We start from the raw sequence: 14,940 nt of genomic DNA on the forward strand, positions 1-14,940 counted from the left end.
TAACGCCTAGAGCTGACCGAAACGCGCCCGGTCCCGCGCCGACCATGTCACGGTCACCTCGTAGCCGTCGTCGGTCTGGTGCTCTTCCTCGACCAGCCCCTTCTCGAACAGCCACGCCCGCTTGCGCCCCTCGTCGAAGCCAAGCGTCAGCGCATCCGTCCGACGCTCTTCGCCAAGCGCCTCCGTCACCGCGTCGAGGAAACCGTCCAGCCCCTCTCCGGTCACGGCCGAGACCGCGAAAATGCTCTTGTCCCGGTCCGCGCGGGCTTCGGTCGCGACTTTAACGTCGCCCTCCAACCTGTCGATCTTGTTCCACAATTCGATCTGCGGCGTATCCTCGTCGACGCCCAGCCCGGTGAGGATCGTCCTCACGTCCTCGGCCTGCGCCTCGGTCTCCGGATGGGAGATGTCGCGCACATGCACGATCACATCGGCGGCCAGGACCTCCTCCAGCGTGGCCCGGAAGGCCGCCACCAGTTCGGTCGGCAGATCGCTGATGAAACCCACCGTGTCCGACAGGATCACATCTGCGCCCGTGGGCAGGCGCACCGCCCGCATGGTCGGGTCGAGCGTGGCGAAAAGCATGTCCTTCGCCATCACCTCTGCACCCGTCAAACGGTTGAAAAGGGTGGATTTTCCGGCGTTCGTATAGCCCACCAGCGCGACGATCGGATAAGGCACCTTGGCCCGCGCCTTGCGGTGCAGCTCACGGGTTTTGACCACCTTGTCGAGCTGCCTACGCAGCCGCACCAGCTGCTCGTCGATGGCCCTCCGGTCCGCCTCGATCTGCGTCTCGCCCGGACCGCCGACGAATCCCAGCCCGCCCCGCTGCCGTTCGAGGTGGGTCCAGGCCCTGACCAGCCGCGTCCGCTGGTAGCTCAGCGCCGCCATCTCGACCTGCAGCACACCTTCCCGCGTCGCCGCGCGGTCGCTGAAGATCTCGAGGATCAGACCCGTCCGGTCCAGCAGCTTGACCTTCCACTCGCGTTCAAGGTTACGCTGCTGCACGGGCGTCACCGGGCCGTCGACCAGCACCAGCTCCACCTCGTTTTCGAGGATCAACTCCTTGAGTTCGCTGATCTTTCCCGAACCGAACAGCATGCCGGGATGCGGGTCGCGCAAGGGCACGACTGTTTCCCCCACGACCTCCAGGTCGGGGAGCGCGCGCGCCAGCGACACCGCCTCCTCCAGCGCCATTTCGGGATCGCGACGCCGGTCCGGAGTACGGATGTTCGGATGCAGAACCCAGGCGCGGGTCACATGAGGGTCATGTTCCCTCAGTTGTCTTCCCCGTCGTAGAGGTTGATCGGCTGACCCGGCATGATCGTGGAGATCGCGTGCTTGTACACAAGCTGCGACTGCCCGTCCCGGCGCAGCAGGACGCAGAAGTTGTCGAACCAGGTGATGACACCCTGCAACTTCACGCCGTTGATCAGGAACACCGTCACCGGCACCTTCGTCTTGCGAACGTGGTTGAGGAATGCGTCCTGAAGGTTCTGTCTGTCGGAAGCCATTGGTTTGCCTTTGTTCTTGCCTTTGGCCCGTCCCTCGGGGCCGCCCACACCTTCGGGAGTATGCGTTGCCACCTCCGGAGTTTCCAGACGCAATTTCAAGGTTTTTCGCACCCGCGGTGCCTCTGTGTCATCCACGCCAACTCTCCGGGCTGAGCATCACGATCACGGCCAGCAGTTCAAGCCGGCCAAGCACCATCGCACCGCACAGGATAACCTTTGCATGCCACGCATGGGCGCCGAGGTCTATGGCCGTCGATGGCGCAACGTCAATCAGCGGGCCGGTGTTGGCCAGAGTGGCAATCGTCAGCACCGTGGCCTGCTCGAAGTCCAGCCCGTAAAGCCCGAGGATCATTGTCAAAAGCGACAAGGTGACAGCGAAGAGCATGAAGAAGACCCAGGCGATGAAGGCGCCCTCCCGCCGCATCCTCCGCCCCAGAAGCCCGGCCCCGCCGACGGAGGACGGGTGCACCAGCCGCTCGATCTCGCGCTGGCCGTTGAGGTAGAGCGCATAGACCCGCAGAAGCTTCACGCCCCCTGCGGTCGTCGCCACGCCGCCACCCAGCAACGCCAGCCCCATCAGGATGATCCCCGGCGTCGACAGGCCCGACCAGTCCTGCGCCGTGGCCCATTCCGAGCTGAGAAAACCGTTTGTCGTCAGGAAGCTGGCCGCGGTGAACAGCCCGCCCCACAGCGCCTTGAGCCCTGCCAGCGCGTTCTGTTCGTCGCCGATTTCCAACGCCGCCGACCAATGCCGCGCAAACAGCACCAGCGGGACGACGACGATGATCAGCAGACCCAGCCGGAATTCCGCGTCGTAATACAACCCCCGCTCGTTCCGCGTGTCGGAGGAGAACGTCTGCCGCGACAAGGCGAAGGCGAGGAACAGGAACAGGATCGCCTCGCCCCAGATGCCGCTCGGCGCATTCTCGACGCCGCCGATGGGGGATATGCCCGAGGTCGACATCACCGACATGGCATGCGTCAGCGCCACCAGCGGCGGATCGCCCGCCACCAGCAGCATCACCGCCAGCGCCATGGTCAGCCCGATGTAGAGCGGCACAAGCGCCTCGACGCTGCGCATCAGACGGTGGCCGGGGTTCGACGTCGTGCTGCGTGCCACCCCCGGCAGGATCGCCTGCCCCGGTTCGCCCGCCGCCGTCACCTCGAACCCACCCAGTGCCAGCGGTGCCAGGATGGCGGAGGCCGCGACCCACATCAGCATCCCGCCCAGCCAGCCGACCTGCGCACGCCACAGGTGCTCCGGGCCGGACAGGCGCGTCGGGTCGAACAGGGTGGCGCCGGTGGTCGTGAAGCTCGACACCATCTCGAAGTAGGCGCTGTCGAATGTGGTCGTGCGCACCGCCTCGTAGAAGGGCACAGCCATCATCAGCGGCAGCAGAAGGAACCCCGCGGCCAGCGCAAGCAACTGACGCATGGCACTTTTGTTGTGCTCGCGGTTGGACATCGCGACGGCGATCAGCGTGGTCAGCACCAGCCCGATGATCGCCGCGTAGAAGAAGCTGCGGGAATCGTGGAATTCCTCGATCGCCAGCGCGTAGGCTGCGGGCAGGAACATCGACACCGAGGTCAGCCCCATCAGCAACAGGAACAACGGCAGGCGCAGCAGCACGGTCATGCGCCGGTCTCCGCCGGGCGCCGTTCGGACGGATGTGCTGCGCGGCCGGTCATGGGCTCAGAAGAAGTCGATGGAGACCTGCAGAAGGCGTTCGACCTCCGGCACGTCGCCCGACAGGCTGAAGAGCACGATCTGGTCGCCGTCCTCGATCCGCAGCCCGCCGGTGGGTTTGACCACCTTGTCGCCCTTGCGAACCGCCCCCACCAGCACACCTTCGGGGAAGTCGATGTCGCGGATCATGGCGCCGGCGATGGGCGAGGTCGAGAGAACTTCCGCCTCGATCACCTCCGCCTCCGCATCGCCGATGGAGTAGACAGCGCGCACCTTGCCGTGCCGGATATGGCGCAGGATCGACGACACGGTGGTGGAGCGCGGGTTGATGTAGGCGTCGATGCCGAGCGGCTCCATCAGCGGCACCAGCGTCGGGTCGTTGATGAGGGCGATCACCATGGGACAACCCGCGGCCTTGGCGCGCACTGCCGCCAGCAGGTTCACCTTGTCGTCGTCGGTCACGCAGAGCGCGGCGTCGGCGCGTTCGATCCCGGCCTCGGACAGCAGCGCCCGGTCGAGCCCGTCGCCGTGCAGGACGATGGTCCGTTCCAGTTCCTCGGCGGCGCGTTCGGCCTGCTTGCGGTCACGCTCAATGACCTTGGCGCGGATGCGTTCGGTCTTGTTCTCAAGCCGCCGCGCCACCGCAAGGCCGACGTTTCCGCCGCCGACGATCACGACGCGTTCCTGCTTGCGGTAGGTCTTGCCGAAGATCTCCAGCGCGCGGCCAATGTCGTCGGCGTGCACCATGACATAGGCGCTGTCCCCGGCGAAAAGTTGGTCGCCGCTTTCGGGTGCGAACAGCGTGCCCTCGCGGCGTATTCCGACCACGACCGCCCGCAGGGTCGAGAACAGGTCGGTCAGCTGCCGCAGCGGCGTGTTGATGACCGGCGACTCCGGGTCGATGGACAGCCCCATGAGCTGGGCCTGACCATCGAGGAACTTCTCCGTATCGAAGGCGACCGGTGCCGCAAGCCGCTGCAGCGCCGCCTCCGCCACTTCGCGTTCGGGCGAGATCACCACGTCGATGGGCATGTGATCGCGCCGGTAAAGATCGGAGTAGATGGCGGTCAGGTAGCTTTCGGCACGCAGGCGCGCGATCTTGCGCGGCACGGCAAAGACCGAATGCGCCACCTGGCAGGTCACCATGTTGACCTCGTCCGAGTGGGTCGCGGCGATCACCATGTCGGCGTCGCGTGCACCGGCACGGTCCAGCACATCGGGGTAGGAGGCGAAACCGGCGATGCCCTGCACGTCGAGCGAATCCGTCGCGCGGCGCACGAGATCGGGGTTGCTGTCCACCACGGTCACATCGTTTCGCTCACCGGACAGGTGCCGCGCGATCTGCCAACCGACCTGGCCCGCCCCACAGATGATGACCTTCATGGCCCGACCTCACAGGTTTTCCACCGGCATGACACGCACACGACACCTCGTCAACGTCTTGGGCGTGTGGCGCGGCGGCCGGTTCCCGCACCGATCCATCAGTGCCCGGACCGCCGCGAACGCGATCACCGTCCTTCGGCGACCCGTGCCTGCCATTCTCGTTTCCAGGCAAAGACTTCCTCGCGGGAATCCCAGTGGTAGCGCGGGTCTTCGAGCGTCTTGCTCCACCACAGCCGGCCCATGCCCTGCCGCCACGGGTCAAGAACGATGCCCTGCTCGAAACTCGCGCCCTTAGCCGAGACGATCAGCACCGAATGCTCCAGCGAGATGTTGCGCGAATTGGCGATGGCACGGTGCAGGTCGATGGTCTGCAGGTCCAGCCGCCACATGGCGCGCTGCAGGTCGTCAGCCCAGTCCTTGCACAGCCCGCGCGGCTTCAGCCCGTGGTTCACCTTCATGTTGTGGATCAGCGGGGGATCGACGACATCCCATTCCTTTGCCCAGACCAGCGGTTCCCGCACCGCGACCTCGGCCACGCGCTGCGCCTCTGCCGGGTCGATGCCCGGTCCGAGCGCGAGGATGTCCCGCTTGAGCGACTCGATCTTCGCCGCCTCGGCCGATTGCGTCGCGGCAAAGTTCATCGCCTCCGCCGGCACACGCTGGTCCGTGGGCATGCCACACCCGGCCAGCCCCATGCTCAGCAGGCACAGGCCCGCCACCAAAGTCCGTTTCATCACTGCCTCGTCTGCCTCTTCCGCGCGCCGCTCAGGACGCTTCCGACATGCGGTCCTCGTCCACGCGCGCCACACGCCCGCCGGACTTGGCCGAGGTCACCACGCCGAGAGACTTCAGCTTCCGGTGCAGCGCCGACCGCTCCATACCGACAAACGACGCCGTGCGCGAGATGTTCCCGCCGAAACGGTTGATCTGGGTCAGCAGGTATTCGCGCTCGAAAGCCTCGCGCGCCTCGCGCAGCGGCAGCGTCGCCAGCGTGCCCGAAAGCACCACGCGGCCCTCGCCATCTTCGCCCGGCACGCTTTCCTGCGGTAGCTCGCGCGCCTCGATGGGGCCGTGCCCGTCGCCGAGGATCAGAACCCGCTCAACCAGGTTCTTCAGCTGGCGGACGTTGCCCGGCCAGGTCATCGTCTGCATGAGCGCGATGGCGTCCTCGGTCAGTTCGCGCAGCGGCAAGCCCTGCGTCAGGTTGCAGCCCTCGATGAAGTGCCGCGCCAGCACCGGGATGTCCTCGCGCCGCTCTGCCAGCGACGGCACCGCGATCGGCACCACGTTCAGACGGTGGTACAGTTCCTCGCGGAACCGGCCCATGGCGATTTCCTCTTGCAGGTCGCGATTGGTCGAGGAGATCACCCGCAGGTCCACCCGCACCTTGTCGTTGCCGCCGACGCGCTGGAACTGCTGGTCGACCAGCACGCGCAGGATCTTGGATTGTGTTCCGACAGGCATGTCCGCGACCTCGTCGAAATAGACGACGCCGCCGTGTGCCTGTTCCAGCAGCCCGGGCTCGATCCCGCGCTTGGCGCTTTCGCGACCGAAGAGCATGGCCTCCATCATCTCCGGCTCGACGCCCGCGCAGTTCACCGTGACGAAGGGCGCCTGCGCGCGGTTCGAATTGGCGTGGATGTAGCGCGCGGCCACTTCCTTGCCGCACCCCGCGGGGCCGGTCAGCATCACGCGGCCGTTCGACTTCGTCACCTTCTCGAGCTGCGACACCAGCGTGCGGAACGACGCGCTTTCGCCGATCATCTCCGCCTGCCGCACCTCGCCGCGCTTGAGCTGCTGGTTCTCGCGGCGCAGCATGGACGCCTCCATCGCGCGGCGGATCACGACCAGCAACTGGTCGATGTTGAACGGCTTCTCGATGAAGTCGTAGGCGCCCTGCTTGATCGCCGCCACGGCGATCTCGATATTGCCGTGACCGGAGATGATCACGACCGGGATGTCGGGGTTGTCGCGCTTGACGGTCTTGAGGATGTCGATCCCGTCCATCTTGCTGTCCTTCAGCCAGATGTCGAGGATCAGGAGCGCGGGCGGCTCGGAGTTGATTTCAGCCATGGCATCGTTCGAGTTGCCTGCCAGCCGGGTTGTATAGCCCTCGTCCTCGAGGATATCCCCGATCAGCTCGCGGATGTCACGCTCGTCGTCGACAATCAGGATGTCGCTCATGCCGTCTTCTCCATGTTTTCGTTATTGAATTCCGGTTGCGGCTGCTCTGCCGCGGGTCTCAGCGGCAGCCGGACGACCGCCATCGCGCCACGGTGGGCGCCATCCGAAAACGGCGGTGCATCTTCCAGATGCAGCGTGCCGCCATGTTCCTCGATGATCTTCTTGACGATGGGCAGGCCAAGGCCCGTGCCCTCGTTGCGGGTGGTGACGTAGGGCTCAAACAGGCGCGCGCGGTCCTCAGGCAGGCCGATGCCGTTGTCCATGATGCGGATCACCGCGTCGTTGCCGTCGATCTCGCCCTCGACGCGGATCTCCGGCCTGTAGCCCTCCGGCGCGCCCTTCTGGATCAGGCTTTCCGTGGCCTCGCCCGCGTTCTTGATCAGGTTGGTGAAGGCCTGCCCGATCATGCCCGCGTCAAGTTCCGACGGCATCTTCTGCCTCGGAAGATCGGTGCGGAAGGTCACGTTCGGCTGGCCGCTGTCCTGCAGCAGGATCGCCCCGCGCAGCAGGTCGCCCAGGTCCTCCGGTCGCCGCTCCGGCTCCGGCATGCGCGCGAACTTGGAGAATTCGTCGACGATCCGCCGCAGGCCGTCGGTCTGCCGGACGATCACGCCGGTCATCTCCTCCAGCTTCTCGGCGTCGGCCTCGTCCAGCTGGCGGGCGAACTTGCGCTTGATCCGTTCCGCCGAAAGCTGGATCGGGGTGAGCGGGTTCTTGATCTCGTGCGCGATGCGCCGCGCCACGTCGCCCCAGGCCGCCATCCGCTGCGCGCTGACAAGGTCGGTCACGTCGTCGAAGGCAACCACGTACCCTTCGAGCGAGCCGTCGGCACGACGGCGCGTGGAGAGGCGCACCAGCAGATGTTCCAGCCGACCTTCGCGGATGACCTTGACCTCCTGCTGAACGACCTCCCGGCCCTCGTTGCGCAGGCGGTCGAACACCTCGCCGAATTCCGGCACGGCCACCATGATCGGATCGGCACGATGGGTTTCGTGCCAGCCCAGCAACCGTTCGGCCGAGCGGTTCACGAAGGCCACGGTCCCGTCCGGATCGAGACCGACGACACCCGAGGTGACGGAGGTCAGCACGGAGTCGAACAGCCGTTGCCGCCGCTCGATCTGGCGCGTGTTCTCCAGCAATGTCTCGCGCTGCGCCTTGAGCTGGCGGGTCATCTGGTTGAACAGGCGCCCGAGCATCGAAATCTCGTCGTCGGTCTCCTCCTCGATCACCTGCACGTCGAGGTCGCCCTTGCCGACCTGCTGCGCCGCCCCCGCCAGACGCCCCACCGGGCGCGACAGCCGTTCCGCGAACCAAAGGCCCGCCCATGTCGCGGCGAGGATCAGCAGCACCGCAAAACCGAGATACAGCATGGCGAAGTCGAACAGCCGCCTGCCCCGCTCGCTTTCCTGCTGCTGGTAGAAGCGCGCGGTCTCCTGCGTTTCGTCCAGCAGGTTCAGGATCGCACCGTCGACCTCGCGGCTGATGTAGAGGTAGCGGTCCACGAAGGCGGCAAGCGGCACCAGCGCGCGCAGTTCGTTGTTGTCGTAATCCGGGATGATCGCGACCCCGGTTTCCTCCGCCTCCGCGAAGTCGGAGACCCGAGGTTCCTCGTAATTGAACAGGTAGGAGCGTTCGCCCCGCGCCCGTATCTCTCCGGCGCCGTCGATCACGTAGGCCTCGCGCAGGCCCCGCTGGATGCGCCCCTGCCCCTGCCCCAGCAACCGCCGCAGCGCCCCGTCATCGATCATGAAGGCGGCGCGGCGGCTGGAATCGAGGAACTCCGCCAAGGCCTCCGCATCCTGCACGAGGCCCTCGCGGCTTTGTTCGTCATAGGCTTCGGCCGCGGCGCGCGACGCGCTCACCACGTTCTGCACGCGGGTGGAGAACCACGTCTCCAAGCCGATGTTGATGGTCAGCACCGCGAAGACGGCAACCGTGATCGTCGGCAGAAGCGCCATCATCACGAAGGCGGTGGTCAACCTCAGGTGCAGTCGCGACCCCGCCGATTGCGCCCGCCGGGCCGACACCATCCGGCTGACCCGCATCAGCACGAGCGCCGCCAGAAGCAGGACGTAGACCAGGTCGGCCAGCAGCACCATGCGCAGGCTGGATGTCGACGAGCCCTGGTCCAGCGGGCCAAGCACGAGGAACGTGGAAAACGCGAGGATCGGCCCAAGCGCCACAAGCAGGAAGGTCATCAGGTTCGAAAACCAGCGACGCCGCCTCAGCCGAATGAGCAGTGCCCATGTCGGCGACCGGAACGTGATACGTGCCCGCGTGGCCACAGCCAACCCTCGTCAATGTAGCGCAGCCCGCCTCTTTCTAGAGGTCATCACAACGCAAACCGCCATATCTGGTGACCTTCTCACCCCATGACGCAGCGTTAACGCGGATCATGGCGACGGGGTCACACCTATGTGGTCTTTTTACATCAACTTTCGGCGGCGTGTCACGCGAATATCCAGATCCGTGATCTTCTTGCGCAAAGTATTGCGGTTTATTCCCAGAAGGTCGGCGCATTTCGCCTGATTCCCCCCGGTTGCCTCAAGGGCAATCTCGATCAGCGGGGCCTCGACCTCGCGGATGATACGCCCGTGCAGACCCGGCGGCGGCAGCATCGCGCCATGCAGGTCGAAATACCGGCGCAGGTGGCGTGCGACGGATTCGCCCAGCTTGTCGCTGTCGCCCCCGCGCAGCACAGGTCCGGTTTCCGGCTGGTTGCCCAGAACCGCCTCGACCTCTGCCCTTGTGATCTCTTCGGACCGCGAGGTCAGCGACAGCCGCCGCACAGCGTTCTCGAGCTGGCGCACGTTGCCCGGCCAGGAATACACCCGGAACAGGTCCGCCGCGCCTTCGGACAGCCAGCGCTTCGACGCGCCTTCACGCTCCGCCCGCGCAAGGAAGTGGTCGGTCAGGAGCGAGATGTCCTCAACCCGCTCCCGCAGCGAAGGCACAGCGATGGCCGCGCCGTCGAGGCGGTAGAACAGGTCCTGCCGCACCTTGCCGCCCTCGATCAGCGACTGCGGGTCCATCTGGCTGGAGGCGAGGAAGCGCGGCACGTGATCGCCAGGCACATCCATCATGCGCACGATCCGGGCCTGGATCTCGTCCGGGACATCGGCGATCTCGTCGATCAGCAGCGTCCCGCCCTTCACCCGCGCCAGCACCCGCGCCGGACCGTCGAGGTCCTGCAGGTCGCCCGCCGTCACGGTGACGAAGGGCAGCGTCCGCCGGTCGGAAAAATCGTGCAGCGCCTTCGCGATCAGCGACTTTCCCGTGCCGCTTTCGCCGGTGATCAACACCGGGAGGTCGGTGTTCATCACCTTGGCGACAAGCCGGTAGAGCGCCTGCATCGCCGGGGTCTTGCCCACCAGCGGCAGCTCGTCCGGCTCGTCGGCGCCGACCACCGTCTCTTCTCGCCGGGGCGCGCGGTTGCGGTTCTCCAGCGCCTTGGCCGTGCGCTTCATCAGGTCCGGCAGGTCGAAGGGTTTGGGCAGGTAGTCGTAGGCTTCCGCCTCCGCCGCCTGGATCGCCGTCATGATGGTGTTCTGCGCCGAGATCACGATCACCGGCAGGCCAGGCCGATCCTCGGAAATCTTCGGCAGCATCTCGAGCCCGTTTCCGTCGGGCATCATGACGTCGGAGATCACCACATCCCCCTTGCCCTCGCCGACCCACCGCATGAGCGTGGTCAGCGAAGAGGTTGCGTGCACCTTGCAGCCCGCGCGCGTCAGCGCCTGGGTCAGCACGGTGCGGATCGTGCGGTCGTCGTCAGCGACAAGAACGGTGCCGTCCATCACTTGGTCTCCTTCTTCGCCCGGGGGGCCCGGGGCAGCGAAATGCGAAAGACCGTGCGGCCGGGGACGGAGTCCACCGAGATCCAGCCGTCGTGGTCCGAAATGATCTTCGACACCAGCGCGAGGCCAAGCCCCGTGCCGTTCTCCTTGCCCGAAACGAAGGGATCGAAGATGTCGCCCTTGATCGCCTCAGGCAGGCCGGGACCATCGTCGATGATCTCGATCTGCAGGGGCAGCGTCTGGCCGGAGCCGTCGGCGCGCCGCAGGCGGAAGCTGTGTTCGTAATAGGTGTGCAGCGTGATGTGGCCGCCGTTGATCGGATCGGCCGCCTCGGAGGCGTTCTTCACGAGATTCAGCACCACCTGCAGCAGTTGGTCCGGATCGCCCCAGGCCATCGGAAGCGAGGGGTCGTATTCCTCGTGGATGCGCATGTGCGCACCGAACCCCAGCAGCGCCGATCTGCGAGCGCGGTCCAGAACATCGTGGATGTTCACCTCGCGCCGGTCGGGCGCCGAGAGGTTGCCGAACTGTTCGACCTGCTCCAGCAGTTTCACGATCCGCCGCGTCTCGGCGACGATAAGGTCCGTGAATTCAAGGTCTTCCTTGGGCAAGTTCATGCTGAGAAGCTGGGCCGCGCCGGTGATCCCCGCCAGCGGGTTCTTGATCTCGTGGGCCAGCATCTCTGCCATGCCGATGGCGGACTTCGCGGCGGATTTCACCGAATGGCTCTGCGTCATCCGCCCGGCCAGCTCGCGCGGTGAGATCAGCATGACCATCCAGCCCTCCCGCCCCTGAAGCGGCGCGATCTGCAGGTTGCACACCAGCGGCGGCCGGCTGCCCGTGCCCACGTCCACGTCGTTGACGAAGAGCGGCGTGCCGTTCTCCCGCGCGCGGCTCAGGCTCTCCTCCAGCGGCGCGTCGATGGCGAGCCGGTCCCAGATCGGCTGGCCCTGCAGCCATTTGGCGGAGTTGTTCAGGAACCCCTCGGCCGCCGGGTTCAGGTCGCCGATCTTCTCGTCCGGATCGATCAGCACCGCCGGGACCGGCAGCGAGGACCAGATCATCATGTCGCGGTCATCCATCATCACGCCGCGTCCTTGTCTTGCGTCAGTACCGCCTCGCGCAGATGCGATAGGACCCGCGCCGGGTCACGTTCTGTCAGGACCGTCTTGCGCAGCGCCGCCGGCGTGCCCGCGCGATCCATGTACCAGCCGAGGTGCTTGCGTGCGACGCGGTTGCCCAGCGTGGGCCCATAGAAGTCGAGCATCGCCTCGTAGTGTTCGGCGACCAGATCGGCCAGGTCCTCGCCTTCGGGGATCCGCGGCGCCGGTGCGCCATGCAACTTTGAGGCGATCTCGGCCAGAACCCACGGTGCGCCCTGCGCGCCGCGACCGACCATCACGCCGTCCGCGCCGGAAAGGTCGAGCGCTTGCTGCGCCGTGTCCGCATCGGTGATGTCTCCGTTGGCGACGACAGGGATCGACACCGACTCCTTCACAGCGCGGATCGCCGCCCAGTCGGCGCGGCCCTTGTAGAACTGGCAACGGGTCCGGCCGTGGATCACGATCATCCGGATGCCCGCGCCCTCGGCCCGCCGTGCGAGGTCGGGCGCGTTCAGGTCGGCGTCGTCCCAGCCCAGCCGAGTCTTCAGCGTCACCGGCAGATCGACCGCGGCCACTACCGCCTCGATCAGCCGCAGGGCGTGGTCGGGCACCCGCATCAGCGCCGAGCCAGACCATCCGCCCGTCACCTTCTTGGCCGGGCAACCCATGTTGATGTCGATCACCCGGGCGCCCATGTCCGCGACCATCCGGGCGGCTTCGGCCATCGGCTCCGGCTCACGTCCGGCGATCTGCACGGAGGTGTTTTCCACCTGCGCGCCCAGCTCCGCCTTTTCCCGCGTTCCGGGTCTCGCCGTCAGGAATTCACCCGATGCGATCATCTCTGAAACCACGAGTCCGGACCCGAACCGGGACACCAAAGTCCGGAACGGGAGATCCGTGATTCCCGCCAGCGGTGCGAGCAGCACCGGCGGTTCAATTTGTCGTTTTCCGATGGAAAGCACCAAATGCCTAGTCCTTGTGCGACGTACGGGAGTAAAGCACATCTCCGGTCGGAGTTAGCCTCTGTATTGTATTCCTTCAATGTTTCCGACGCCCTTTGCACCGCACCCACTGAAAATTGCCTAAAAAAAAGGCATACCGTCCGAGAGATTGCAACCGCACCACACCCCCCTTATGAGAAGGAAGCCAAAGGATTTCAGACGTATGCGCACAGCAATCCTCATCGTTGCGGCCGGTCGCGGAACCCGTGCCAGGGGCGCACTGCCGAAGCAATGGCAGGACGTTGCGGGCCGTCCGGTGGCGCGCTGGACACTTGAGGCGATGTCGGGATTCGGTTCTTTGGCGATGGTCATCCATCCCGAAGATCAGGCCCGCGCCGAAGCGGTCTGCGCCGGGCTGAACGTCCGGCTGGTCCAGGGCGGCGCGGAACGGTCGACCTCTGTCCGCAATGGCCTGGAGGCGCTGAGCGGCGAAGGGTTCGACGCCGTTCTGATCCACGATGTGGCCCGCCCCTGTGTGCCCGCGGAGACCGTGCAAGCCGTGCTGGACGCGCTTCAGACGGCACCGGCGGCGGCACCCTCTCTTGCCGTCACCGATGCGCTCTGGACGGCCGAGGACGGCCATGTCAGCGGCACCCGTGACCGCAGCGGGCTTTTCCGCGCACAGACGCCTCAGGGGTTCCACTTCGACGGCATTCTTGCCGCGCATCGCGCGTTCGCGGGCGTGGCCGCCGACGATGTGGAGGTCGCCCGGGCCGCCGGTATCGAGGTTCGGGTCACCCCCGGCTCAGAACGCAATATCAAGATCACGACGCCAGAGGATTTCTCTCGCGCAAGCAAGGTGTTACGAGGAACCATGGATGTAAGGACCGGCAACGGATACGATGTGCACGCTTTCGAGGAGGGCGACCACGTCATCCTCTGCGGCGTACGTATTCCGCACAACCGAAAGTTGAAAGGCCATTCGGACGCCGACGTGGGCATGCACGCCGTGACGGACGCACTATACGGTGCGCTGGCCGAAGGCGACATCGGGCGCCATTTCCCGCCCAGCGATCCGCAGTGGAAAGGCGCCGCATCCGAGATATTCTTGAAACATGCCGTCGACCTTGCACGGACGCGCGGCTTCCGGATCGGCAACGTCGATCTGACGCTGATCTGCGAACGCCCGAAGATCGGCCCGCATGCCGCTGAAATGACAAAAGAAATGTCCCGGATCATGAACCTCGAACCTGACCGCATCTCGATCAAGGCGACCACCTCCGAACGGCTGGGGTTCACCGGTCGCGAAGAGGGAATCGCTGCCATCGCCACCGCGACGCTGGTGTCGATATGAAGTGGATCGCATCCGTCGGCGGCATCGGCTTCCTGCGCCCCGCCTCCGGCACCTGGGGCTCGCTCGCGGCGCTGCCCATGGCCTACGTCATCCACCTGATCGGCGGCTTCTGGCTGCTGCTGGCGCTCAGCGTGGTCGTGTTCTTTGCGGGCCTCAAGGCGACAGAGGCGCTGACCCGCACGGGCGACCACGATCCGTCGTGGATCGTCATCGACGAGGTTGTGGGCCAGTGGATCGCAATCATGCCGGTCAGCTTCGGCGCGGGCATGATGGGGATCGAGGTCTGGAGACTGTGGCCCGGCTGGGTCTCCGGCTTCGTGCTGTTCCGGCTGTTCGACATCTGGAAACCGTGGCTGGTGGGCCGTGCCGACCGGCGCGGCGATGCGCTTGGCGTGATGCTTGATGACGTGATCGCAGGCGTCTTCGCGGCACTCGTCTCCATCGTTCTGGCCGCCCTCTACCATGGGACATTGATGTGAAGATCGCAGAGCACATCCTTGAAAAGGCGAAGGAAACCTCGAGGACCGTGACTGCAGCTGAAAGCTGTACGGGCGGCAAGGTGGCGGCGGCCCTCACCGATGTGCCGGGATCCTCGGCGATCTTCGAGCGCGGATTCGTCACATACTCCAACCTCGCCAAGCAGGAGATGCTCGGTGTCCGCGCCGCAACCTTGGAGGCGCATGGCGCAGTGTCGGAAGAGGTCGCGCGCGAAATGGCCGAGGGGGCGCGCCGGGCTGCCCGCGCGGACGTCGCCGTGGCCATTAGCGGCATCGCAGGTCCGGGCGGATCGGAGTTCAAGCCGGAAGGCCGGGTCTGTTACGCCCTCGCCGACGCCTCGGGCACGAGGTCAGAGACGATCGAACACGGTGCGCTCGGACGCGACAAGGTGCGGAACGCGGCGACGGAACACGCACTGGCGATGCTGCTGGCGGCGCTGTCCTGACCGCTCCAAACCGCAAACCCGGTCATTCAATTCA

At 65.9% G+C, this 14,940-nt stretch carries 13 protein-coding genes; 3 read left to right on the forward strand and 10 right to left on the reverse strand.

The features are described 5' to 3' along the window. Window positions 1-6 precede the first annotated feature (6 nt). From hflX to dusB, 10 genes are all read right to left on the reverse strand, one after another. Entirely contained in the window at window positions 7-1,260 is a 1,254-nt protein-coding gene (gene hflX / locus CDO87_RS21805; RefSeq protein ID WP_198521785.1) for a GTPase HflX, read from the reverse strand. A gap of 17 nt (window positions 1,261-1,277) precedes the next feature. Continuing rightward, window positions 1,278-1,514, reverse strand: a complete 237-nt coding sequence (hfq, locus tag CDO87_RS21810; protein ID WP_005860899.1) for an RNA chaperone Hfq — start codon at window positions 1,512-1,514, stop codon at window positions 1,278-1,280. Window positions 1,515-1,641: 127 nt separating this feature from the next. Further along, window positions 1,642-3,150 (reverse strand): TrkH family potassium uptake protein, encoded by a 1,509-nt coding sequence (locus CDO87_RS21815; RefSeq protein WP_100930731.1) that lies wholly within the window; start codon window positions 3,148-3,150, stop codon window positions 1,642-1,644. Window positions 3,151-3,207: 57 nt separating this feature from the next. Continuing rightward, window positions 3,208-4,584 carry a Trk system potassium transporter TrkA gene (gene trkA, locus CDO87_RS21820; RefSeq protein WP_100930732.1) on the reverse strand — a complete coding sequence of 459 codons (1,377 nt, stop codon included), beginning with the start codon at window positions 4,582-4,584 and terminating at the stop codon, window positions 3,208-3,210. A 125-nt stretch (window positions 4,585-4,709) separates the two neighbouring features. Then, window positions 4,710-5,318 (reverse strand): hypothetical protein, encoded by a 609-nt coding sequence (locus tag CDO87_RS21825; protein ID WP_100930733.1) that lies wholly within the window; start codon window positions 5,316-5,318, stop codon window positions 4,710-4,712. Between the two features lie 31 nt (window positions 5,319-5,349). Then, the gene (locus CDO87_RS21830; RefSeq protein WP_100930734.1) at window positions 5,350-6,768 is read right to left on the reverse strand and encodes a sigma-54 dependent transcriptional regulator; all 1,419 of its coding nucleotides are present in this window, start codon (window positions 6,766-6,768) and stop codon (window positions 5,350-5,352) included. Then, window positions 6,765-8,966: a PAS domain-containing sensor histidine kinase gene (locus CDO87_RS21835; RefSeq protein ID WP_100930735.1), complete on the reverse strand. Its 2,202-nt coding sequence runs from the start codon at window positions 8,964-8,966 to the stop codon at window positions 6,765-6,767. Before CDO87_RS21835 ends, CDO87_RS21830 begins: the two co-directional genes overlap by 4 nt. A gap of 228 nt (window positions 8,967-9,194) precedes the next feature. Beyond that, window positions 9,195-10,565, reverse strand: coding sequence for a response regulator (locus CDO87_RS21840; protein ID WP_100930736.1), 1,371 nt, complete (start codon window positions 10,563-10,565; stop codon window positions 9,195-9,197). Continuing rightward, complete coding sequence (locus CDO87_RS21845; RefSeq protein ID WP_100930737.1) at window positions 10,565-11,650, reverse strand: nitrogen regulation protein NR(II); 1,086 nt, start codon at window positions 11,648-11,650, stop codon at window positions 10,565-10,567. The genes CDO87_RS21840 and CDO87_RS21845 overlap by 1 nt, the downstream gene beginning before the upstream one ends. Next, a complete protein-coding gene (dusB, locus tag CDO87_RS21850) occupies window positions 11,650-12,633 on the reverse strand; it encodes a tRNA dihydrouridine synthase DusB (protein ID WP_100930738.1) in 984 nt (327 codons plus the stop codon). The genes CDO87_RS21845 and dusB overlap by 1 nt, the downstream gene beginning before the upstream one ends. 199 nt (window positions 12,634-12,832) lie before the next feature. Between dusB and CDO87_RS21855 the strand changes: the two genes are divergently transcribed. Genes CDO87_RS21855 through CDO87_RS21865 form a run of 3 tightly spaced genes read left to right on the forward strand, consistent with a single transcriptional unit; the run spans window position 12,833 to window position 14,906 of the window. Continuing rightward, window positions 12,833-13,963 carry a bifunctional 2-C-methyl-D-erythritol 4-phosphate cytidylyltransferase/2-C-methyl-D-erythritol 2,4-cyclodiphosphate synthase gene (locus tag CDO87_RS21855; RefSeq protein ID WP_100930739.1) on the forward strand — a complete coding sequence of 377 codons (1,131 nt, stop codon included), beginning with the start codon at window positions 12,833-12,835 and terminating at the stop codon, window positions 13,961-13,963. Beyond that, a complete protein-coding gene (locus CDO87_RS21860; RefSeq protein ID WP_100930740.1) occupies window positions 13,960-14,442 on the forward strand; it encodes a phosphatidylglycerophosphatase A in 483 nt (160 codons plus the stop codon). Before CDO87_RS21855 ends, CDO87_RS21860 begins: the two co-directional genes overlap by 4 nt. Further along, window positions 14,439-14,906 (forward strand): CinA family protein, encoded by a 468-nt coding sequence (locus tag CDO87_RS21865; protein ID WP_404944740.1) that lies wholly within the window; start codon window positions 14,439-14,441, stop codon window positions 14,904-14,906. The genes CDO87_RS21860 and CDO87_RS21865 overlap by 4 nt, the downstream gene beginning before the upstream one ends. Window positions 14,907-14,940 lie beyond the last annotated feature (34 nt).

Origin of the sequence: Sagittula sp. P11, from assembly GCF_002814095.1 — a bacterium.
Lineage (GTDB): Bacteria > Pseudomonadota > Alphaproteobacteria > Rhodobacterales > Rhodobacteraceae > Sagittula.